Origin of the sequence: Streptomyces sp. CB02058, assembly GCF_001905505.1 — a bacterium.
Taxonomy (GTDB): Bacteria; Actinomycetota; Actinomycetes; order Streptomycetales; family Streptomycetaceae; genus Streptomyces.
Genome location: NZ_LIPG01000002.1, coordinates 1426205 through 1447359, shown reverse-complemented (window position 1 = coordinate 1447359; position 21155 = coordinate 1426205). Strand labels below are relative to the sequence as shown.

The following is a 21155-nucleotide window of genomic DNA, read 5'->3' as shown; positions in this document are numbered from 1 at the left end:
TCGCTGTTGTTGCCCACCGGACCCGAAGGACCAGCAGGACTTTCAAAGGAACCACCAACCTGCGATGCAGGCCGGGGTATCAACATATCTGGCGTTGACTTTTGGCACGCTGTTGAGTTCTCAAGGAACGGACGCTTCCTTCGGTCCCGTTTCACCGGGGCCCTCCGGGCGCTTCCCTTCGTTCTTGCGTTTCCGACTCTATCAGACTCTTTCGTGTCCGATTCCCGGCCGAAGCGGGTTACTGCTTGTTTCGCTTTCCAGTTCTTCGCTTTCGCGTTTCCCTTTCCGGCGGTTCCAACTTTACCAGACTCTTTTCCGTTCCGTTTCCGGTCCGAATTTGATTCCAGCGGCCTGTTGAGTGGCCTTTGCCTTTCGGCGTGTTCACTACGTTAACCGATTTCCGCTGCGGCTCATAATCGAGTCGATGGGCAAATTCCGGCATGCCGAAATTGCACCCGCCAGGGGTGAATCGTAGGTAGTGGTTGGCCCTCTCACGATGCCTCGACCCGGTCCGATGGACCGCGCCGACAACTGCATCCGTTCAAGCGGCTCGGACTACATTAGGGAAACGGCAGGGGCGAGTCAAGTTGACCGCCGGCGCGGCACATGGGCCCTGTACGGGCTCACCGTCGGGTCTCCGTCGATCCAGAAGCGCCACGGCTGATGGGAGCCGTCACCCCCGACACCCGTACGGGGACCGCTCCGCACCTGGTCGCGAGGTGGTGGGGTGCCCGTGAGCACGGACAGCGGTCCCTGCGGGCCGGCCACCACGTCGACGCCGTTCAGCGCCCGGTCCACATCGAGGGCCGTGGCCAGCCGCGCCGGGCCTTTGGCCAGTTCCCTGTCGTTCCGGGCTGAGAATCGACGTTTGCGCGCCTGCTCGGCGCCGATGCCGATCTCGCCCGCCCTGAGCAGGACACCGCTCGCGCGGCCTTCGGGGCCGCACACCAGATTGAGGCAGTGCCACATCCCGTACGTGAAGTAGACGTAGGAGTGGCCGGGCGGGCCGAACATCACGCTGTTACGGGCCGTGCGGCCGCGGAAGGCGTGGGAGCCCGGGTCGATCTCTCCCGCGTACGCCTCGACCTCCGTCAGCCGGAGCTCCATCGGGCCCGCGTCGGTGGTCCGGACGAGGATGCGGCCCAGGAGATCGGGTGCCACGTCCAGGACCGGCCGGTCGAAGAAGTCCCGCGTGAGCGGCGTGCGCTCCATGCCCTCGTTCATGGCGTCCGAGGGTACTGGGCTCAACGCTTCGGGAACCGGCTACGGTCGTGGCGCGTATGTAGGGGTCAGGAACAAGGAGGAAAACATGGGCTTCAAGCGGCTGCTCGCGAGCTTGGGTGCCGGCGGTGCTTCCGTCGAGACCGAACTGACCGAACTCAATGTCGTCCCCGGTGGGGTCGTCCAGGGCGAGGTGCGGATCCAGGGTGGTTCCGTCGACCAGCAGATCGAGGGTCTCTCGGTCGGTATGCAGGCACGGGTCGAGGTCGAGGGCACGGACCAGGAGACGAAGCAGGACATCGAGTTCACCAAGCTGCGCCTGGGTGGTGCCTTCGAGGTGAAGGCCGGTGCGGTGCACGTCGTCCCGTTCGGGCTGGAGATCCCCTGGGAGACTCCGATCACCGTGCTCGGCGGGCAGCAGCTGCGCGGTATGAACATCGGGGTGACGACGGAGCTGGAGATCGCCCGCGCGGTGGACTCCGGTGACCTCGACCCGGTCAACGTGCACCCGCTCCCCGCCCAGCAGGCCATCCTGGACGCGTTCGGGCAGCTCGGCTTCGGTTTCCGCTCCGCCGACATGGAGCGCGGCCACATCCGCGGCACCCGCCAGCGCCTGCCGTTCTACCAGGAGATCGAGTTCTTCCCGCCGCAGCAGTACCGCGGACTGAACCAGGTGGAACTGACGTTCATCGCCGACGACCGTGAGATGGACGTCGTCCTGGAGATGGACAAGAAGCCGGGTCTGTTCAGCGAGGGCAGCGACTCCTTCCGTTCGTTCAAGGTCGGTCTCAACGACTTCCAGGGCACGGACTGGGCGGCGTACCTCAACCAGTGGCTCGCGCAGGTCGGCGGCCAGCGCAACTGGCTCTGACACCCCCTAAGGTCGGTGGGTAGACCGTTGCCGATCAGGAGAGGTGCTGACGTGACCGAGCCGAAGAGGGCGCCGCTGCCGCACGACTTCCATCCCGAGGTCCCTTCCTTCACCGTGGTGAGCGAGGACCTGGCGCCGGGCGCCGTGCTGGCGGACGCCCAGGTGTTCGCGGCGGGGAACACCTCACCGCAGCTGCGGTGGGAGGGCTTCCCGGCCGGGGCAAAGAGCTTCGCCGTGACGTGCTTCGACCCGGACGCGCCGACGGGCAGCGGGTTCTGGCACTGGGTGCTCTTCGACATCCCGGCCTCGGTCACGGAGCTGCCGGCCGGTGCCGGCAGCGGGGCGTTCGTAGGGCTGCCCCAGGGTGCCGTGCAGGCCCGCAACGACTACGGGTCGAAGGAGTTCGGGGGTGCCGCGCCGCCGGCCGGCGAGAACCACCGCTATGTGTTCACCGTGTACGCGGTGGACACCGAGAAGCTCGGTCCCGACAGTGACGCGTCGCCGGCGGTGGTCGGATTCAACCTGCGGTTCCACACCCTGGGCCGCGCCCAGCTGGTCGGGGAGTACGCCTCCCCCGAAAGCTGAAGGTTCGCCTCCTGTTTGCCCTGCCCTGGTCTTGGAGAGATCAGGGCAGGGCACTTTTTATTGCGTTGTCCATCACGGCTCACCCGGACAGAGTTGAACCGGGCCCGCCGACTGACGGGCGGCACACGGGAGGTGGGCAGGATGCGGGACACACTGGTGCTCAACGCGAGCTTCGAACCGCTGTCGACGGTGACGCTCAACCGTGCGGTGGTTCTGATCCTCCAGGACAAGGCCGTCGTCGAGCAGTCGCATCCCGGCCTCCGTATGCGGGGTGCCGCCGTGGATCTCCCGGTGCCCCGGGTGATCAGGCTCTGCCGGTACGTACGGGTGCCGTTCCGAAGACACGCCCCGTGGTCCAGGAGGGGGGTCCTCATGCGGGACCAGCACCGGTGCGCGTACTGCGGGAGGCGGGCCAGCACTGTGGACCACGTCGTGCCGCGGGCCCAGGGCGGCCAGGACACCTGGCTGAACACCGTGGCCTCCTGCGCCGAGGACAACCACCGCAAGGCGGCCAGGACTCCCGAGCAGGCGGGCATGCCCCTGCTGCGGCAGCCGTTCGTGCCGTCGCCCGCGGACGCGATGCTGCTCGCGCTGGGAGCCGGTGACCGGACGGCGCTGCCGGAGTGGCTGGCGCGTTCGGCGGCCTGACCATCCCGGACGAACGGTCGCGGAGCCCGTCCCCTCGTGGCCCGAGGGGACGGGCTTCCGTGCGTCAGCGCAGCAGCAGCTGCACGATGGCGGCGGTACCGACGACGACGATCAGGGCGCGCAGGAGGCGCGGGCTGAGCCGGCGGCCGACCTTGGCGCCTATCTGGCCCCCGATCGCGGAGCCCACCGCGATGAGTACGACGGCCGTCCAGTCGAAGTCCGCGACGAAGAGGAAGAAGAGGGCGGCCACGCTGTTGACGACGGCGGCGAGGACGTTCTTGACGGCGTTGAGGCGCTGCATCGTGTCGTCGAGCAGCATGCCCATCAGGGAGAGGTAGATGATGCCCTGGGCCGCCGTGAAGTAGCCGCCGTACACACTGGCGAGCGTCAGGCCGACGAAGAGCAGCGGCCCGCCGTCGGGGCGGGCGGTGGTGCCGTTTTCCTCGCGGCGGCGCTGTACGGCCTTGCTGATGCGGGGCTGCAGGATGACCAGGACGAGCGCGAGGGCCACCAGGACGGGGACGATCGTCTCGAACGCCGTGGAGGGCAGGGCGAGCAGGAGCGTGGCCCCGGTGAGTCCGCCGATCAGCGCGCCGGTGCTGAGCTTGAGTATCCGGCGGCGCTGGCCGGTGAGTTCCTCCCGGTAGCCGATCGCACCGCTGATGGAGCCCGGGATCAGCCCGAGCGCGTTGGACACGGTCGCGGTGACCGGTGGCAGGCCGGTGGCGAGGAGCACCGGAAAGGTGATCAACGTGCCGGAGCCGACGATGGTGTTGATGGTGCCCGCGCCGACGCCGGCCGCGAAGACCGCGAGAATCTCCCAGATGGACAAGGCCATCCCCTTCGATGGTCAGTGATGCCTCCCCGCCATGAAGGTCGAGGGGCCTCACCGATCATGCATGAAGGTGCTTCGCGGTCAGTCGACCGGGGGCTGCTCCCGGCGTTCCGTTCCGGTGTTGAAGCCGGGAGCGCCGCTGCCGAGGTTGCCGAAGGCCCCGCTGAGGCCCTTGAGCGCGTCGCCGATCTCGCTGGGCACGATCCAGAGCTTGTTGGCGTCGCCCTCGGCGATCTTCGGGAGCATCTGGAGGTACTGGTACGAGAGGAGCTTCTGGTCCGGGTCCCCGGCGTGGATGGACTCGAAGACCGTGCGGATGGCCTGGGCCTCGCCCTCGGCGCGCAGGGCCGATGCCTTGGCCTCGCCCTCCGCGCGGAGGATCGCGGACTGCTTCTCGCCCTCCGCGGTGAGGATCGCGGACTGCCTGATGCCTTCCGCGGTGAGGATCGCGGCGCGCTTGTCACGGTCGGCGCGCATCTGCTTCTCCATCGAGTCCTGGATGGAGGTGGGCGGCTCGATGGCCTTGAGCTCGACGCGGTTGACGCGGATGCCCCACTTGCCGGTGGCCTCGTCGAGGACTCCGCGCAGTGCGGCGTTGATCTCCTCGCGGGAGGTCAGGGTCCGCTCCAGGTCCATTCCGCCGATGATGTTGCGCAGGGTGGTGACGGTGAGCTGCTCGATCGCCTGGATGTAGCTGGCGACCTCGTACGTCGCGGCGCGGGCGTCGGTCACCTGGTAGTAGATGACGGTGTCGATGTTGACGACGAGGTTGTCCTGGGTGATCACCGGCTGCGGCGGGAAGGGGACGACCTGTTCACGGAGGTCGATCCTGTTGCGGATCGAGTCGATGAACGGGACGACGATGTTCAGCCCGGCGTTGAGGGTGCGGGTGTAGCGGCCGAAGCGCTCGACGATGGCGGCACTGGCCTGCGGGATGACCTGGATCGTCTTGATCAGGGCGATGAAGACGAGCACCACCAGAATGATCAGGACGATGATGATCGGTTGCATCGTGTGCCTCGTGCCCTTCGGTTGCCGACGGATCGCGGTGATCGAGGTCGAACTGTCATGGGGATCATGACAGTTGCATTCCCATGATGATCGACTTCGAGTTTGGCAGACTGCGGGCTGCCGCGTGACCGGTTCGCTCACATGACGACGGCCGTTGCACCGTCGATGTCCACGACGTCGACCTGGTCGCCCGGTTCGAAGACCTGGTCGCTGTCGAGCGTGCGGGCCGACCAGACCTCACCGGCGAGCTTGATGCGCCCGCCGCTGGAGGTGACCCGTTCCAGCACGACGGCTTGACGGCCCTTCAGGGCGTCGATCCCGGTGGCTTCCCCCGGCCGGCTCGAACGGTGCCTGGCCGCGATGGGGCGTACGACGGCGACCAGCGCCACCGACACCACGACGAAGACCAGGACTTGGGCGACGATGCTGCCTCCGAGGGCCGCGATGACGGCAGCGGCCACCGCCCCGACGGCGAACATCCCGAATTCGGGCATCGCGGTCAGGACGAGGGGAATGCCCAGTCCCACCGCGCCGATCAGCCACCACACCCACGCGTCGATGTCCACAGGGTCATCGTAGGACCGCGAGTGCGCTCGCCGACAGGGCGCAGGAGAGGTTGGCCGTGGTGCGACTACCCGCCCAGCGGCAGACCGCGGGCGGTGTAGCGGTCACCGTGGTGCTCGACGACGAGGGGCAGGCCGAAGCAGAGGGAGAGGTTCCGGGAGCTGAGCTCGGTCTCCATGGGGCCGGCGGCCAGCACCTTGCCCTGGCGGATCATCAGGACGTGGGTGAAGCCGGGGGCGATCTCCTCGACGTGGTGGGTGACCATGACCATGGAGGGGGCGTACGGGTCACGGGCCAGCCGGCCGAGGCGACGGACCAGGTCCTCGCGTCCGCCGAGGTCGAGACCGGCGGCGGGCTCGTCGAGGAGGAGCAGCTCGGGGTCGGTCATCATGGCGCGGGCGATGAGGGTGCGCTTGCGCTCGCCCTCGGAGAGCGTGCCGAACTTGCGGTCGAGGAACTCGGTCATGCCGAGGCGGTCGAGGAAGGCGCGGGCGCGCTCCTCGTCGACGGCTTCGTAGTCCTCGTGCCAGGTGGCGGTCATGCCGTACGCGGCGGTGAGCACCGTCTGCAGCACGGTCTGGCGCTTGGGGAGCTTTTCGGCCATCGCGACACCGGCGATGCCGATGCGGGGCCGGAGCTCGAAGACGTCGGTGCCGACCCCGCCGAGCCGCTCGCCGAGGATCTTGGCCGATCCTGTGGAGGGGAAGAGGTAGCTGGACGCGATGTTGAGGAGGGTGGTCTTGCCGGCGCCGTTGGGGCCGAGGATGACCCAGCGCTCCCCCTCCTTGACCGACCAGGAGACGTCGTCCACCAGAGCGCGTCCGTCGCGGACCACGGATACGTCCACCAGCTCCAGTACATCGCTCATGGCGCGTTGTCTCCCCATACAGTGTCGAGATCGTCGCGTGCCTGTGGGCACAGCTCCCAGGGAAAACCTACGCCACCCGAAGAGTGCTCAGGCCCTGGGGCCGTTCCCTAGGCTGTTCCCATGCTTTCGGAACCACGCTCAGGGCGGCTTGCCGCATGGGGAAACGCGCTTTTGGCCGGACTTGTGTCACCTGACGACGCGGCGCTCGCGATCGTCGGCGAGGACGCGGTGCACCGCGTCGAGGGGCTGCCGGGTGAGGCGGGGCCGGTGGGGCTCACGCTGGCGCTCGGCCGGCTCAGGGGGCTGGGGGCGACCGGTTTCCGGGTCGCGCTGCCGGTGCCGGGACATCCGCTGGGGCTCAGCGGCCCGCCGGACTTCAACGCGAGGGCGTTGGAGGCGGAGGAGGCGGTCGTCACGTCCGGGGCTCCGTACGGGCTCGTGCCGGAGGTGAGCGAGGCTGGGCCCGCCGGTGACGTGCATGTCGAGGTGGTGTGGCGCTGTCTGCCCGTACGGGAGGCGCCGCCCGCCGATGTGCCGTCGCTGAGCGAGGCGGAGCGGGAGCTCGCCGAAGCCCTGCGGGACGCGACGGCGGTGCTGTCGCGGCTGGATGTCGCCGCCTCCGGCCCGGTCGCCGAGGCCGCCGTGGACGCGTACCGGGCCCGGGCGGAGCGGGGGCGCGAGATCCTGGCGCCGGGGTATCCCCCGCGTGCGGTACGGGTGCTGGAGCTGGCTCAGCGGGTGGGGCTGCTGGTGGCGGTGGCCCATGAGAACGGGCACGGCGGCGCGGTGAGCGCCTCGGAGATCGCGGCCAGGGGCGAGGCGCTGCGGCCGGTGGAGCGGACGGCGCGGCGGGCGCAGGTCGCGGCGTACAACGCGTATGTGGAGGAGCGGGGGCGGTAGGGCCTCGCTCCGTGCGGCGCCGGTCGGCGGGCGGGGTCCCGGCGGGTCGGTACGGCGCCTGGCCGCCGGGAGGGAGCCCGGCAGGTCGGTAGGACGTCACGCCGTCGGCCGCCGTGCGGGCTCGGTCGAGTCCGTGCGGCGGCCGGGGGTGAGGGGTGAGGCGTCGGTCAGCCGTTCAGGCCGAGGTTGCCGAAGGCCGGGTTGAGCAGACCCACCACGTTGACCGTGTTGCCGACCACGTTGACCGGGACGTGCACCGGGACCTGGACCACGTTGCCCGAGATGACGCCCGGGGAGCCCGCGGCCGTGCCGTGGGCACCGGCGCCGCCGCCGTGGCCCGTGGCGGAGGCGGCTCCGGCACCGGCGGCGATGATTCCGCCCGCGATCATGGTGACGGCTGCGGCCTTCTTCAGGTTCTTCACTTCAGGATCCTCCTCGCATCGCCGCGGCCGACCGCCGCGGCATGCATGGAGAACGCCGTCCGCACGGCGGAGGATGCGCCATCCGGGTGACATACACCCGACAGTATGAATCTCGGACTGGAGGCGACCCGTCCGCTTGTCCGACGACACTGCGCCTGTCCGAGGGCACTCCGTCTGTCCGAGAGCACTCCGTCCGCCGGACGGCACTCCGCTCGTCCGAGGACACTCGGCCCGTCCGGCGGCACCCGCTTCTCCCGGGGCCCGGCAGCGTCAGCCCGCCGCCCCGTGCCGGACCGCCCACAGGGCCGCCTGGGTCCTGTCCGCCACATCGAGCTTCATCAGGATGTTCGAGACGTGGGTCTTGACGGTCTTCTCCGACAGGACGAGCGCCCTGGCGATCTCCCGGTTGGAGCGCCCGTCGGCGATCAGCCCGAGCACCTCGCGCTCCCGCTCGGTCAGGGTGCTCCCCCGGCCCGTGCCACCGGACGTGTCCTCCTGGGCCAGCAGCGCGTCGGCGACCTCCGGCTGGAGCAGGACATGGCCCGCGTACACCGAGCGGATGGCGCCCGCGAGGGCGTCCGGGTCGACGTCCTTGTACACGTAGCCCGAGGCCCCCGCCCGCAGGGCCGGGACGACGGTGCGCTGTTCGGTGAAGCTCGTGACGATCAGGACCTTGGCCGGGTTCTCCAGCTCCCTGAGCCTGCGCAGCGCCTCGATGCCGTCCGTACCCGGCATCTTGATGTCCATCAGGACCACGTCCGGGCGCAGCTCCTCGGTCCTGGCGACCCCCTCGGCCCCGTCCGACGCCTCCCCCACGACCTCTATGTCGTCCTGGACCTCCAGGAAGGTGCGCAGCCCCCTGCGGACCACCTGGTGGTCGTCGACCAGCAGCACCTTGATGGTCTTGTCAGCCACAGGGGACCTCCATACGGATAGTGGTGCCCTCGCCGGGCTCCGATTCGACCGCGAGCCGGCCTCCCACGCTGCCGGCCCTGTGCCGCATGGAGACGAGGCCGAGATGACGTCCGGCGCTCCGGATCACCTGGGTGTCGAAGCCTCGGCCGTCGTCGGTGATCCGGAGCACGACGGAGGCGGCCTCACGGCCGAGCGTGACGGTGACCCGGCCCGCACCCGAGTGACGCAGGGCGTTGTGCAGGGCTTCCTGCGCGACCCGGAGCATCGCCTCCTCCTGGGCCGACGGCAGGGCGCGCACCCCGGCGCTCTCGAAGGTGACCCGGGCGGTGTGGGCGCGGTCCAGGACCTGGACCTGCGTGCGGAGCGTGGCGACCAGGCCGTCCTCGTCCAGGGCGGCGGGGCGCAGCTCGACGACGGCGGCGCGCAGCTCGTCCACGGCCTCCCCCGCCAGGGTGGCGACCTGCTGGAGTTCGCCCTTGGCCCGGGCCGGGTCGCGGTCGACGAGGGCGGCGGCGGCCTGGGCGGTGAGCCGGAGCGAGAAGAGCTTCTGGCTGACGGCGTCGTGCAGCTCGTGGGCGAGCCGTGAGCGCTCCTCGGCGATCGTGAGCTCGCGGCTGCGTTCGTAGAGCCTGGCGTTGGTGAGGGCGATCGCGGCGTGCTGGGCGAGGATCCCCAGGAGCTCCTCGTCCTCCTCCGTGAAGCCGCAGCCGCCCGTGGGCCGGGGGCAGCGCTTGTTGGCGAGGAAGAGAGCGCCGATGGTCTCGTCGCCGTCCTGGATGGGCAGCCCGAGGAAGTCGGACATGTCGGGGTGGGCGTCGGGCCAGCCCTCGAACCGGGGGTCCTGGCGTACGTCGGCGAGCCGCTGGGGCTTCGCCTCGTGGAGCATCGCCGCGAGGATGCCGTGCTGGCGGGGCAGCGGGCCGATGGCCTTCCACTGCTCGTCGCTGACCCCGTCGACGACGAACTGGGCGAAGCCGCCGTGGTCGTCCGGTACACCCAGGGCCGCGTACTCGGCGTCCAGCAGCTCGCGGGCGGAGGCGACGATCGTCTTGAGGACGTCCCGCATTTCGAGGTGCCGGCTCATGGCGAGCAGCGCGGCGCTGACCACGGCGAGGCCCGAGGGCGGGCGATGAGTCATGCCCTCACCGTACCGGCGGGGGTTCCGGCCCCGTATCGGGCTGTGGACGCCCCCGCGATGGGGCCTCGGTCCTAGGCCTCTCGTCCGGGTGAGGCGGGCTCGCGGAGCCCCGCCGGACCCGGACGAGAGGCCTAGGCCGAAGGGCCTCCGGCGGCTGCGGCCGATGGCCGAGGCGCGGGGGCCCGTGGGATTCCTACGTTGATGGCGTCGGAGCCCCACGGGGCACGAGGCGGACGAGGGGACGGTTGTCATGCCTATCGCGATGATCACGGGCGGATCGAAGGGGCTGGGGCGCGCGACGGCTGCCGCGCTGGCCCGGCGGGGCTGGGATCTGGTGCTGGACGCCAGGTCGGCCGCGGCGCTCGGGGAGACGGCGCGGGAGCTGGGCGAGCGGTACGGGACACGGGTCGCGGCCGTGGCGGGGGACGTCACGGACCCGGCGCACCGCAAGGCGCTGGTGGCGGCGGCCGGGGAGCTGGGCGGTCTCGACGTACTGGTGAGCAATGCGAGCGCGCTGGGGGCCGAGCCGCTCGTGCGTCTGGAGGCGCTGCCGCTGGAGGGGCTGCGGCAGGCACTGGAGACGAATGCGGTGGCGGCGCTCGGGCTCGTGCAGGAGGCGCTGCCGCTGCTGAGGGCGTCCGCGGCCGGGGCGGTGGTGGCGGTGAGCTCGGACGCGGCCACCGAGCCGTATCCCACCTGGGGTGGTTACGGGGCGTCGAAGGCGGCGCTCGACCAGCTGGTGGCGGTGCTCGGCGAGGAGGAGCCCGGCCTCCGGGTATGGGCGGTGGACCCGGGCGACATGGCGACGGACCTCTATGCGGCGGCGGTTCCCGGGGACACCGGGGCGCGGCCGGACGCGGAGAGCGTGGCTCCTGCCTTCGTGCGGCTGCTGGAGCTGCGCCCGCCCGGCGGCCGGTACACGGCGGCGGCGTTGCTGGGCACGGACGTGCGGGAGGAGCGATGACCGCGCTGGAGGCCCTGCGGGTGCCCCCCGAGCTGTCGGCGCGGGTGCCGCCGGAGCAGCGCGGGTCGGGCCGGGACGACGTGCGGCTGCTGGTCTCGCGGGGCACCGAGGTCTCCCACCGCAGGTTCCGGGAGCTGCCCGGGGAGCTGCGGGCCGGGGACGTCCTGGTGGTGAACACGTCGACGACACTGGCGGCGGCGGTGAACGGGCGCCTGGCGGGCGAGCGGGTCGTCGTGCACTTCTCGACCCGGGGCGAGGACGGCCGCTGGGCGGTGGAGCTGCGCCGGCCGGACGGTGCGGGGACCACCCGGCCGCGCCCCGGCGGTCCGGCGGGTGCCGTGGTGCGGCTGCCGGGCGGGAGCGCGCTGGTGCTGGACGAGCCGCTCGGGCCGGGTGACGGGTCGAGGCTGTGGTGGGCGCGGGTGCCGGGGGACGTACCGGGGCTGCTGAGCCGGTACGGGCGGCCGATCCGGTACGCGTACACGGAGCGCGACCAGCCCTTGTCGGCGTACCGGACGGTGTTCGCCGTGCCGTCGCCCGACGGCAGCGGTTCGGCGGAGATGCCGAGTGCGGCACGGCCGTTCACCGCGGGGCTGGTGGCGGAGCTGGTGAGCCGGGGGGTGCAGTTCGCCCCGCTGACGCTGCACACGGGGGTGGCGTCGGCCGAGGCGCACGAGCCTCCCTACCCGGAGCGGTTCGAGGTGCCGGCCTCGACGGCGTGGCTGGTCGCGGCGGCGCGGGCGGGCGGGGGCAGGGTGATCGCCGTGGGGACGACGGCGGTGCGGGCCCTGGAGTCCGCGGCGGGCGAGGACGGGACGGTGCGGCCCGCGGCGGGATGGACGGATCTGGTGGTGACCCCGCGGCGGGGCGTGCGGGTGGTGGACGGGCTGCTGACCGGGCTGCACGAGCCAGAGGCCTCGCACCTGCTGATGCTGGAGGCGGTCGCGGGGCGGGAGGCGCTGCGGCGGGCCTACGCCGGGGCCCTGGAGCGGCGCTATCTCTGGCACGAGTTCGGCGATGCCCATCTACTGCTGCCACCTGCCCGATAAGCCCCTTACGCTCCGCATCACAGAAGCAACTATTTGTGAGTGCGAAGGGCTCCCCATGTGAGCCCAGGCATAGGACCCAGGTCACTTACGAAGACGGATAGTTGGCGCAAACCGGGCAAGTTCTCGGGGTTCAAACCGGACAAGGAGGTATGAACAAGACCGCGTTCCACTATCCGGCTTCGTACGTCACACCTTTGCCATGGCGTTTTGCGGTAGCTAAGAATCGTGTTGTCCCCGACGGAGATGCGCCCCGGCGCTTCCGTCCGCGTCCTCGCCGAGGGCACCACGATCCGAAGAGGTACGACTGTATGTCTTTCTCCCGTATCACCAGCCGTAGCCGTCGTCTGAACAAGGTCCAGAAGCTCTCCGTCGCGGGAGTCTCGACCCTGGCCGCCGCCGGCATCGCCTTGTCGCTCGTCCCGAACGACGCGTCGGCCACCACCGAGCCGCAGGCCGCTTCGGCCGCCGCGCCGGTCGCCTACACCGGCGCCCAGACGCAGAGCCTCAAGGCCACCGGCCTGGGGCAGAACACGACCGACCAGCTCGTGAAGTCCGTCGACGCGGCCAAGGCCGAGGAGACGGCCGCGAAGAAGAAGGCGGCCGAGAAGGCCGAGGCCAAGGCCAAGGCCGTCGCCGAGGCGAAGAGCAAGGCCGCCGCCAAGAAGAAGGCCGCCGCCAAGAAGCGTGCAGCCGAGAAGAAGGCCAGCCGCGCGGCCGACCGCAAGCCGGTCTACGCGAACAACCTCGACGGCTGGATCCGTGAGGCGCTCGCCATCATGGACAAGAAGGACATCCCCGGTACGTACGAGGGCCTGCACCGCAACATCATGCGCGAGTCCAGCGGTAACCCCCGCGCCATCAACGACTGGGACATCAACGCGATCAACGGCGTCCCGTCCAAGGGCCTGCTGCAGGTGATCAAGCCGACCTTCGACTACTACCACGTCAAGGGCACCAAGCACGACCAGTACGACCCGGTCGCCAACATCACCGCGGCCGCGAACTACGCCGCCGACAAGTACGGCTCCATCGACAACGTCGACAGCGCGTACTGAGCCACGCACCGAGCAAGGCCTGGGCAGACAGCCGGCCCGCCGGTCCGCAGCGTCGCGTGACCGGCCGGCACATGCCGAAGGGCGGCACCCCACGGGGTTGCCGCCCTCGGGCGTTTCCGGGTCCGGTGCGGTCCCGCTACTTGCGCATCACCTCGGGCTCATGGCGCCGCAGCATCCGGGAGACCGCGAAGAAGAGGACGCCGCTCATGACGAGCATCACCGTGATGTTGATGCCCCACTGGCCGGCCGAGTGCTCCCACAGCGGGTCCAGATCCGTCGGGTTCTTCGGGTCCCACGGCGGCATGAGATGGGCGAGGTCGAGCGTCGTACCGGCCGCGGCGACCGCCCAGCGCGACGGCATCAGCCAGGCGAACTGCTCCAGGCCCGGCGAGCCGTAGACCTGGAAGAGCACACCGGTGAAGACGACCTGGACGATGGCGAACATGACGAGCAGCGGCATCGTCTTCTCGGAGGTCTTCACCAGCGCGGAGATCATCAGGCCGAACATCATCGAGGTGAAGCCGAGCACGATGATCGACACGCAGATCTCGGCGGCGGGGGGCATGAACAGGCCCTCCTCCGGCAGCTCGCGGGTGGAGAAGCCGATGCCGCAGATGATCACGCCCTGGAAGGCCGTGATCACACCGAGGACGATCACCTTGGACAGCAGATAGGCGGAGCGGGAGAGACCGGTGGCCCGTTCCCTCTCGTAGATCACCCGTTCCTTGATCAGTTCTCGTACGGAGTTGGCGGCGGCGGCGAAACACATGCCGACCGCCAGGATCAGCATGATCGTTCCGGCCTTGCCGTTGAACCGGGAGGGCGGATCGGGCTCCGCCAGGCCGAACTCCGCGGGGATGACGACGCTGACGACGCCGAGCACGGCCGGCAGGAGCACCATCAGGAGCAGGAACCCCTTGTCGGACGCGATCACCGAGAGGTAGCGGCGCATCAGCGTCCACAGCTGCGCCATCCAGCCCGAGGGCTTCGGCGGGCGCATCTGCTGCGGCGGCGGCATGTGTACGGACTGTGCGGCGACGGCGTCGATGTCGGCGGCGTACATCTGGTAGTGCTGCGAGCCGCGCCAGCGTCCCGACCAGTCGTAGTCGCGGTAGTTCTCGAACGCCGAGAAGACGTCGGCCCAGCTGGTGTAGCCGAAGAAGTTGAGCGCCTCCTCGGGCGGCCCGAAGTAGGCGACCGATCCGCCGGGGGCCATCACCAGGAGCTTGTCGCAGATGGCCAGCTCGGCCACCGAGTGCGTGACGACGAGGACCGTACGGCCGTCGTCGGCGAGGCCGCGCAGCAGTTGCATGACATCGCGGTCCATGCCCGGGTCCAGGCCCGAGGTCGGCTCGTCGAGGAAGATCAGCGACGGCTTGGTCAGCAGCTCCAGGGCGACCGAGACGCGCTTGCGCTGGCCGCCGGAGAGCGAGGTGATCTTCTTGTCCCGGTGGATGTCGAGCTTGAGCTCGGCGAGGACCTCGTGGATCCGGGCGGTGCGCTCGGCCTCGGTGGTGTCCGCGGGGAAGCGCAGCTTGGCGGCGTACCGCAGAGCCCGGGTGACCGTGAGCTCCTTGTGCAGGATGTCGTCCTGCGGGACCAGCCCGATGCGCTGCCGCAGCTCGGCGAACTGCTTGTAGAGGTTCCGGTTGTCGTAGAGGACGTCGCCCTGGTTGGCGGGCCGGTAGCCGGTGAGCGCCTTGAGCAGGGTGGACTTGCCGGAACCCGAGGGGCCGATGACGGCGATCAGGGACTTCTCCGGGACGCCGAAGGAGACGTCCTTGAGGATGTCCTTGCCGCCGTCGACCGTCACCGTGAGGTGGCGGGCCGAGAAGGAGACCTCACCGGTGTCGACGAACTCTTCCAGCCGGTCCCCGACCAGCCGGAAGGTCGAGTGACCGACACCGACGATGTCGTTGGGGCCGATGAGCGCGGAGCCGGACTTGCTGAGCGGCTGGCCGTTGACGTAGGTGCCGTTGTGCGACCCGAGGTCCCGGATCTCGAAGCGGCCGTCGGGCGTCGCCCGGAATTCGGCGTGCAGACGCGAGACCTGGAGGTCGGAGACCACCAGCTCGTTCTCCAGCGCACGGCCGATGCGCATGACCCGGCCGAGGTCCAGCTGGTGGAAGGTGGTCGGGCTGCGGTCCCCGTAGACCGGCGGAGCTCCCGCCGCGCCGCCGTGACCGCCCGCGCCGTGGCCCTGCTGGTGCGGGACCGGAGGCTGCTGCCCCTGGTGCGGGACCTGGGGCTGCTGCCAGCCCTGCTGCGGCGCCTGGCCGCCGGGCCAGCCGGCCGCCCCCTGCTGCTGCGGCTGCTGTACGGGAGCCTGCGGCTGCTGTACGGGCTGCTGCGGCTGTGCAGGGGCGTGCTGAGGCTGCTGCACGGGGGCCTGCTGGGCCCCGGCACCCGCCGCGGCGCTGAGGCTCAGCCGCGGTCCGTCGGTGGCGTTGCCCAGATGCACGACGCTTCCGGGGCCGATCTCCAGCCGCTGGATCCGCTGACCCTGCACATACGTGCCGTTCGTGCTCCCATGGTCCTCGATGGACCAGCCGCGCCCGTTCCAGCTGATCGTGGCATGCCGCCACGAGACTCTGGCATCGTCGATCATCATGTCGCCCTGCGGATCACGTCCGAGGGCGTACGACCTGGACGGATCGAGCGTCCAGGTCCTTCCATTCAATTCCAGTACGAGTTCCGGCACTCCGCGCCCCACTAGTCGTCCCCCGTGTCGCTCCCGTCGCAGGAAGCCTAGGGATGCTGAACATCGTGGCGAACTATTCCAGGAGCGGTCCCCCGACGGAAAGCCGGGCGGCGTGAAGAGGGCGCGGAGGCTGCGCATTCCACCGGCGGACTCGGGAGAAAGCGGTCGGGAGCACCGCATCCGAGGCACCTTCTCCCGGCCCGCCGGGCCCGCCGGGTCCCCGGATCGGGCTGTCCGCCACTCGGGACGGGCTTCGGAGCCCGCCCGGCCGCCCTATACGGTGGGAGCACCATGAGCGCATCTCAGCCACCTCGGTCTCCCCGGTCTCCTGAGCTCCCCGAGCCCCCTCGGGACGCGGACGCACCCACCCTTCTGGTCAAGATCTTCGGGAAGGACCGTCCGGGCATCACGGCCGGGCTCTTCGACACCCTTGCCGCCTTCGCCGTCGATGTCGTGGACATCGAGCAGGTCGTCACCCGCGGACGCATCGTGCTGTGCGCCCTGGTGACCTCTCCGGCCCCGGGCGGCACGACCGAGGGCGACCTCCGGTCGACCGTGCACAGCTGGGCGGAGTCGCTCAAGCTCCAGGCAGAGATCATCTCGGGTACGGGCGACAACCGGCCCCGCGGCTACGGGCGTTCCCATGTGACCGTGCTGGGCCACCCGCTGACCGCGGAGTCCACGGCGGCCATAGCGGCCCGGATCACCTCCACGGGCGGCAACATCGACCGCATCTTCCGTCTGGCGAAGTACCCCGTCACCGCCGTCGAGTTCGCCGTGTCCGGTACGGCCACGGAGGAACTGAGGACCGCGCTGGCGCCGGAGGCCGCCGGGATCGGCGTCGACATCGCCGTCGTGTCGGCCGGGCTGAGCCGCCGGGCGCAGCGGCTGGTCGTCATGGACGTGGACTCGACGCTCATCCAGGACGAGGTCATCGAGCTGTTCGCGGCCCATGCCGGCTGCGAGGCCGAGGTCGCCGAGGTGACCGAGCAGGCGATGCGCGGGGAGCTCGACTTCGAGCAGTCGCTGCACGCCCGGGTGGCGCTGCTGGCGGGACTCGACGTGTCGGTGGTGGAGAAGGTGCGGGCCGAGGTCCGGCTGACGCCCGGCGCCCGCACCCTGATCCGGACCCTGAAGCGGCTGGGCTACCAGGTGGGTGTGGTCTCGGGCGGCTTCACCCAGGTCACGGACGACCTCAAGGAGCGCCTCGGGCTGGACTTCGCCTCCGCCAACACGCTGGAGGTCGTCGACGGCAGGCTGACCGGCCGGGTCGTGGGCGACATCGTGGACCGGGCGGGCAAGGCCCGGCTGCTGCGCCGCTTCGCCGAGCAGGCGGGGGTGCCGCTGGCGCAGACGGTCGCGATCGGCGACGGGGCGAACGACCTGGACATGCTGAACACGGCCGGGCTGGGCGTCGCGTTCAACGCCAAGCCGGTCGTCCGGCAGGCCGCCCACACGGCGGTGAACGTCCCGTTCCTGGACACCGTGCTGTATCTGCTCGGGATCACCCGTGAAGAGGTCGAGGCCGCCGACGGCCTCGTGGACTGACCGCACCGAGGACGTACGGAGGGGCGCCGGCACAGCTGTGCCGGCGCCCCTCCGTACGTCCTCGGTCAGTCGTTCGGCGTCCAGTACTCGACGAGCTTGCCCACACCGTGCTCCAGGGTCTTCCAGGAGCCGGTGAACTCGACGACGGCGTACGCGGCGGTCGGGAAGCCGTCCCTGGTCATACGGGCGAGGGTGTCGCCCTCCGCCGATCCGCTGAGCGCGTCGGCGGCGCCGTGCATGCCGGGGTTGTGGCCGATGACGAGGAGGTTCCGCACGTCGTCGGGGGTCTCGTCGAACAGGGCGATCAGCTCGCCGAGGGAGGCCTCGTACAGCCGCTCCTCGTACACGGTCCTCGGACGCTGGTCGAACTCGTGGACGGCCAGCTTCCAGGTCTCGCGGGTCCTGGTGGCGGTCGAGCAGAGAGCCAGGTCGAAGACGGTTCCCGAATCGGCCAGCCTGCGGCCCGCGACGGGAGCGTCCTTCCTGCCCCGTTCGGCCAGTGGCCTCTCATGGTCGGACTGCTGCGACCATTCCGCCTTTGCGTGCCTGAGAAGAACGATCCTGCGAGGTGTATCGACGCTCATACACCTCAGCTTCGCACGAATTGCGGCTCCGGGCGCAGGGTGTTGACGTGCTCGCCCGCTGCGGGTGAACAACGGTGTCAGGGGCAGGTCAGGCGGGCAGAAGCCCCAGGAAGTGCCCGACGAGGCGCCCGATCGCGGGGTCGCTCGCGGCGGCGTGCGCCTGCCCGGGTTCCAGGATCAGCAGGAGGAGCGCGGCGAAGGCGACGGCGGGCAGCGCCACGGCCCACCACGGCAGCCGGACCTCGACGGTGTCGGCGGCGGGGCGGTGGGTGCGGGTAGGGGCCGGCATGTCCGCCTCCGTGGGTCCTCGGCTGTTGTCACCAAGAACCTACGGGCCGGCCGGCGGCGGTCCCATCCGGTGGCCCACCCACTCGACCCTGAACCTGGCCCCCTAGGGGATGGTGGGGCTGTCCCCACCCCCGGGCGGTCAGGGGGAGGCGATCGTGGCGATCACACCGATGACCACGGAGATGAGAAGCATCGTCCCGAACACGAGGAGAAGCTTCTTCTGGCCGTTCTGGGGATTCGGATCGAGCACTGGCATGCGCACAGTGTCGCATCTCAGCATTCGTCCTCGATCGTCCGGTCCCTTCCGGCGATCACCCCGGCGGCCATCTGGGGCACCAGGAGCCCCGCCATCAGCAGGATCGGCAGTCCCCAGCCGCCACTGTGCTGGTAGAGCACGCCGACGAGCAGGGGCCCGGGGGCGGCGATCAGATAGCCGGTGGACTGGGCGAAGGCGGAGAGCCTGACCACGCCGGCGCCGGTGCGGGCCCTCATCCCGATCATGGTGAGGGCGAGCGGGAAGGCGCAGTTGGCGATGCCGAGGAGCAGCGCCCAGAGCCAGGCACCGCCGGCGGGCGCCAGGTACAGGCCGGCGTAGCCGACGAGCCCGCAGCCGCCGAGGACGAGCGCGATGGTGCCCTGGTTCTTGAGCCGGGCGGCGGCCCTCGGGATGACGAAGGCGAGCGGGACGCCCATGGCCATGATCACGGCGAGCAGCAGGCCCGCGGTGCCCGCGGAGACCCCGGCGTCGCGGTAGATCTGGGGCATCCACTGCATCGTGATGTAGGCGGCGGTGGCCTGGAGGCCGAAGAAGCAGGCGAGCGCCCAGGAGGTCCGGCTGCGGGTGATCCGCAGGGCGGGGGCCGGGCCGGCGGTCCGTTCCCCGGGCTCCCCGGGGGCGGCGCCCCTGTCCCGTACGAGCGCGGCCCAGGGCAGGACCGCGACGGCCGCGAGCGCGGCCCAGACGGCCAGTCCCGTCTTCCAGCTGCCGCCGAGTGCGCTGGTCAGGGGCACGGTGAGGGCGGCGGCGAGACCGGTGCCGAGGGCCAGGGCCATCGAGTAGAGGCCGGTCACGCTGCCGACCCGGTCGGGGAACCAGCGCTTGACGATGACGGGCATCAGGACGTTGCTGACGGCGATGCCCATCAGCGCGAGGGCGCTGGCCACGAGGAAACCGGCGGTGCCGCCCACGAAGGGGCGCAGCAGGAGCCCGGCCGCGATGGCGGCCATGCCCGCGCAGACGACGGCGCCGGGCCCGAACCGGCGGGACAGCCGCGGCGCCATGAAGCCGAACAGCGCGAAGCAGAGGGGCGGTACGGAGGTGAGGACACCGGCGACGCTGCCGCTCATGTGCAGCCCGTCCCTGACCTCTTCGAGGAGGGGGCCGAGGCTGGTGATGGCGGGGCGGAGGTTGAGCGCGGCGAGGACCAGGCCGATGAGGACGATCCGCAGCGTCCAGGGCGACGGCACGGGGGCGGACCGCGCGCGGGTGGGGGTCTCGGCGGGGCTCAGGGTCGGGGTCTCCTCGTGAAGCATGGGCCCATCATAGAATCATGGGATGATTGACTGTCCACCTCTCGTCTCGCCCTGAGACAATCGGGGAGACGATCCGACGGGCCCGCACCTCCCGGACGACCCCTTCCGGAACACGAGCAAGGAGCAGCATGGCGCTCACATCCCCGCGGCGTTCGGCTCTCGCCGACCAGGTGATTGCCCAGCTGAGGAACCAGATCACCGCCGGCGAGTGGCCCGTCGGCTCTCGGATCCCCACCGAGCCCGAGCTGGTCGAACAGCTGGGGGTCGCCCGCAACACGGTGCGCGAGGCGGTGCGCGCCCTGGCGCACAACGGGCTCCTGGACATCCGCCAGGGCTCCGGCACGTATGTGGTGGCGACCAGTGAGCTGGCCGGGGTGATGCAGCGCAGGTTCGCGGACGCCGACCCCCGGCACGTGGCGGAGCTGCGCTCCACGCTGGAGTCCTCGGCGGCCCGGCTCGCCGCTCTGCGGCGTACCGAGCGGGACATGAGGCAGCTGGACGCGTTGATGGCGCGGCGCGAGGAGACCTGGGCTTCCGGGGACGCGGAGGCGTTCGTGGCCGCGGACGCGACCCTGCACCTCGCCGTGGTCGCAGCCGCGCACAACGACGTGCTGACCGAGCTCTACGCCGACCTGAACAACCTGCTCCGCGACTATCTGCGCGACGACGTGGGTCCGGTGCTGAGGCCGGAGGAGCTCATGGACCACACGCGGCTCGTCGAGGCGATCCGGACGGGCGACGCGGAGACGGCGGCCGCCGAGGCCTCGGCGCATGCCATGGACTGTCTGCGGGAGCCGGTCTAGGAGCCCAGGGCCCGAAGCGGGAACCCAGGAGCCCGAAGCGCGGGAGCCCAGAGCCCGGAAGCTCAGGGGCCTCAGGGACCCAGGGCCCAGGGGCTCAGGGGCTCAGGGGCTCACCGAGTGGCTGACCCAGGCCGAGCCGACCTCTTTCCAGCAGCGGTCCTCCAGCTTGACCGTCCGGCCCGGCTGCACCGCGACCGCCCCGCCGTCGGCGTCGACGTCCCACCAGCGCTCGCACTCGGTGTGGAGCCGGACGAGATCGGTGGTGGGGTACGGGTTGTGGCAGTAGGCGATGACCCGGGAGCCCTCGACGGACGTACGGCATTCGGCGCCCGCCGGTTCGGGCTCCGGCGCGAGGGGGGCCCGGGCCCCGCTCCCGGCCCGGTTGGCCGCGCTCACGGCCACAGGGGCCAGGAATCCCGCGACCACGGCCGCCGCTACGAGCAGGGCCCAGGTTCGGCGACGTGTGGAGCGCACAGCGATCTCCTCCCCACAGCCTGACCAGAAGTCCGGTTCCACCACAGTCTGCGGTGGAACGGCCATCTTTTCGACTCGAGGGCGGAAAGGCCGGTCAGGCGGGGCGGACGGGCCCCGGACGCGCGACGGCCGCGCACCCCCGGCGAGGGGGTGCGCGGCCGTCGGTGAGGCGTGGGCG

General features: G+C 70.7%; 23 protein-coding genes. 9 read left to right on the top strand and 14 right to left on the bottom strand.

Annotated elements, in window-relative coordinates:
- Window positions 1-582: 582 nt before the first annotated feature.
- Window positions 583-1224 carry a DNA-3-methyladenine glycosylase gene (locus AMK10_RS13755; RefSeq protein ID WP_073747969.1) on the bottom strand — a complete coding sequence of 214 codons (642 nt, stop codon included), beginning with the start codon at window positions 1222-1224 and terminating at the stop codon, window positions 583-585.
- An 85-nt stretch (window positions 1225-1309) separates the two neighbouring features.
- On the opposite strand from AMK10_RS13755, the gene AMK10_RS13750 reads away from it, so the two are divergent.
- From AMK10_RS13750 to AMK10_RS13740, 3 genes are all read left to right on the top strand, one after another.
- Complete coding sequence (locus AMK10_RS13750; RefSeq protein ID WP_073747968.1) at window positions 1310-2092, top strand: sporulation protein; 783 nt, start codon at window positions 1310-1312, stop codon at window positions 2090-2092.
- 51 nt (window positions 2093-2143) lie between these two features.
- Window positions 2144-2677 (top strand): YbhB/YbcL family Raf kinase inhibitor-like protein, encoded by a 534-nt coding sequence (locus tag AMK10_RS13745; RefSeq protein WP_073747967.1) that lies wholly within the window; start codon window positions 2144-2146, stop codon window positions 2675-2677.
- A gap of 141 nt (window positions 2678-2818) precedes the next feature.
- A complete protein-coding gene (locus AMK10_RS13740; RefSeq protein WP_073747966.1) occupies window positions 2819-3325 on the top strand; it encodes an HNH endonuclease in 507 nt (168 codons plus the stop codon).
- 64 nt (window positions 3326-3389) lie between these two features.
- Here AMK10_RS13740 and AMK10_RS13735 read toward each other — a convergent pair whose 3' ends face one another.
- The 4 genes from AMK10_RS13735 to AMK10_RS13720 form a co-directional block, all read right to left on the bottom strand.
- Entirely contained in the window at window positions 3390-4157 is a 768-nt protein-coding gene (locus AMK10_RS13735) for a sulfite exporter TauE/SafE family protein (protein ID WP_073748061.1), read from the bottom strand.
- An 84-nt stretch (window positions 4158-4241) separates the two neighbouring features.
- Window positions 4242-5171: an SPFH domain-containing protein gene (locus tag AMK10_RS13730; protein WP_033305602.1), complete on the bottom strand. Its 930-nt coding sequence runs from the start codon at window positions 5169-5171 to the stop codon at window positions 4242-4244.
- Window positions 5172-5308: 137 nt separating this feature from the next.
- Window positions 5309-5737, bottom strand: coding sequence for an NfeD family protein (locus AMK10_RS13725; protein WP_073747965.1), 429 nt, complete (start codon window positions 5735-5737; stop codon window positions 5309-5311).
- Between the two features lie 65 nt (window positions 5738-5802).
- Window positions 5803-6603, bottom strand: a complete 801-nt coding sequence (locus AMK10_RS13720; RefSeq protein WP_073747964.1) for an ABC transporter ATP-binding protein — start codon at window positions 6601-6603, stop codon at window positions 5803-5805.
- Between the two features lie 120 nt (window positions 6604-6723).
- Between AMK10_RS13720 and AMK10_RS13715 the strand changes: the two genes are divergently transcribed.
- Complete coding sequence (locus AMK10_RS13715; RefSeq protein ID WP_073747963.1) at window positions 6724-7503, top strand: hypothetical protein; 780 nt, start codon at window positions 6724-6726, stop codon at window positions 7501-7503.
- A gap of 167 nt (window positions 7504-7670) precedes the next feature.
- Here the strand turns inward: AMK10_RS13715 and AMK10_RS13710 are convergent, their stop codons facing one another.
- The 3 genes from AMK10_RS13710 to AMK10_RS13700 all read right to left on the bottom strand — a co-directional run bounded on the left by AMK10_RS13710 (window position 7671) and on the right by AMK10_RS13700 (window position 9978).
- Entirely contained in the window at window positions 7671-7925 is a 255-nt protein-coding gene (locus AMK10_RS13710) for a chaplin family protein (RefSeq protein WP_073747962.1), read from the bottom strand.
- 270 nt (window positions 7926-8195) lie between these two features.
- Window positions 8196-8840, bottom strand: a complete 645-nt coding sequence (locus tag AMK10_RS13705; RefSeq protein WP_073747961.1) for a response regulator — start codon at window positions 8838-8840, stop codon at window positions 8196-8198.
- Window positions 8833-9978, bottom strand: a complete 1146-nt coding sequence (locus tag AMK10_RS13700; RefSeq protein ID WP_073747960.1) for a GAF domain-containing sensor histidine kinase — start codon at window positions 9976-9978, stop codon at window positions 8833-8835. Before AMK10_RS13700 ends, AMK10_RS13705 begins: the two co-directional genes overlap by 8 nt.
- Window positions 9979-10228: 250 nt before the next feature.
- Here AMK10_RS13700 and AMK10_RS13695 point away from each other — a divergent pair, with 250 nt between their 5' ends.
- The 3 genes from AMK10_RS13695 (at window position 10229) to AMK10_RS13685 (ending at window position 13046) form a co-directional block, all read left to right on the top strand.
- Window positions 10229-10942: an SDR family NAD(P)-dependent oxidoreductase gene (locus AMK10_RS13695; RefSeq protein WP_073747959.1), complete on the top strand. Its 714-nt coding sequence runs from the start codon at window positions 10229-10231 to the stop codon at window positions 10940-10942.
- A complete protein-coding gene (locus tag AMK10_RS13690; RefSeq protein ID WP_073747958.1) occupies window positions 10939-11991 on the top strand; it encodes an S-adenosylmethionine:tRNA ribosyltransferase-isomerase in 1053 nt (350 codons plus the stop codon). Before AMK10_RS13695 ends, AMK10_RS13690 begins: the two co-directional genes overlap by 4 nt.
- A 308-nt stretch (window positions 11992-12299) precedes the next feature.
- Complete coding sequence (locus tag AMK10_RS13685) at window positions 12300-13046, top strand: transglycosylase SLT domain-containing protein (RefSeq protein WP_073747957.1); 747 nt, start codon at window positions 12300-12302, stop codon at window positions 13044-13046.
- A 136-nt stretch (window positions 13047-13182) separates the two neighbouring features.
- On the opposite strand, the gene AMK10_RS13680 is transcribed toward AMK10_RS13685, so the two are convergent.
- Window positions 13183-15759, bottom strand: coding sequence for an ABC transporter ATP-binding protein/permease (locus AMK10_RS13680; protein ID WP_073747956.1), 2577 nt, complete (start codon window positions 15757-15759; stop codon window positions 13183-13185).
- A 279-nt stretch (window positions 15760-16038) separates the two neighbouring features.
- Between AMK10_RS13680 and serB the strand changes: the two genes are divergently transcribed.
- Entirely contained in the window at window positions 16039-17295 is a 1257-nt protein-coding gene (serB, locus tag AMK10_RS13675) for a phosphoserine phosphatase SerB (RefSeq protein ID WP_073747955.1), read from the top strand.
- Window positions 17296-17360: 65 nt separating this feature from the next.
- Here the strand turns inward: serB and AMK10_RS13670 are convergent, their stop codons facing one another.
- The 4 genes from AMK10_RS13670 to AMK10_RS13660 form a co-directional block, all read right to left on the bottom strand.
- Entirely contained in the window at window positions 17361-17879 is a 519-nt protein-coding gene (locus AMK10_RS13670; RefSeq protein ID WP_073747954.1) for a SixA phosphatase family protein, read from the bottom strand.
- An 88-nt stretch (window positions 17880-17967) separates the two neighbouring features.
- The gene (locus AMK10_RS13665) at window positions 17968-18168 is read right to left on the bottom strand and encodes a hypothetical protein (protein ID WP_073747953.1); all 201 of its coding nucleotides are present in this window, start codon (window positions 18166-18168) and stop codon (window positions 17968-17970) included.
- Window positions 18169-18306: 138 nt separating this feature from the next.
- Entirely contained in the window at window positions 18307-18423 is a 117-nt protein-coding gene (locus AMK10_RS38495; protein WP_086010434.1) for an SGM_5486 family transporter-associated protein, read from the bottom strand.
- A 17-nt stretch (window positions 18424-18440) separates the two neighbouring features.
- A complete protein-coding gene (locus AMK10_RS13660) occupies window positions 18441-19700 on the bottom strand; it encodes a CynX/NimT family MFS transporter (protein WP_073747952.1) in 1260 nt (419 codons plus the stop codon).
- Between the two features lie 128 nt (window positions 19701-19828).
- Between AMK10_RS13660 and AMK10_RS13655 the strand changes: the two genes are divergently transcribed.
- Complete coding sequence (locus tag AMK10_RS13655; protein WP_073747951.1) at window positions 19829-20503, top strand: FadR/GntR family transcriptional regulator; 675 nt, start codon at window positions 19829-19831, stop codon at window positions 20501-20503.
- 102 nt (window positions 20504-20605) lie between these two features.
- Here the strand turns inward: AMK10_RS13655 and AMK10_RS13650 are convergent, their stop codons facing one another.
- A complete protein-coding gene (locus AMK10_RS13650; protein ID WP_073747950.1) occupies window positions 20606-20977 on the bottom strand; it encodes a hypothetical protein in 372 nt (123 codons plus the stop codon).
- Between the last annotated feature and the right edge of the window lie 178 nt (window positions 20978-21155).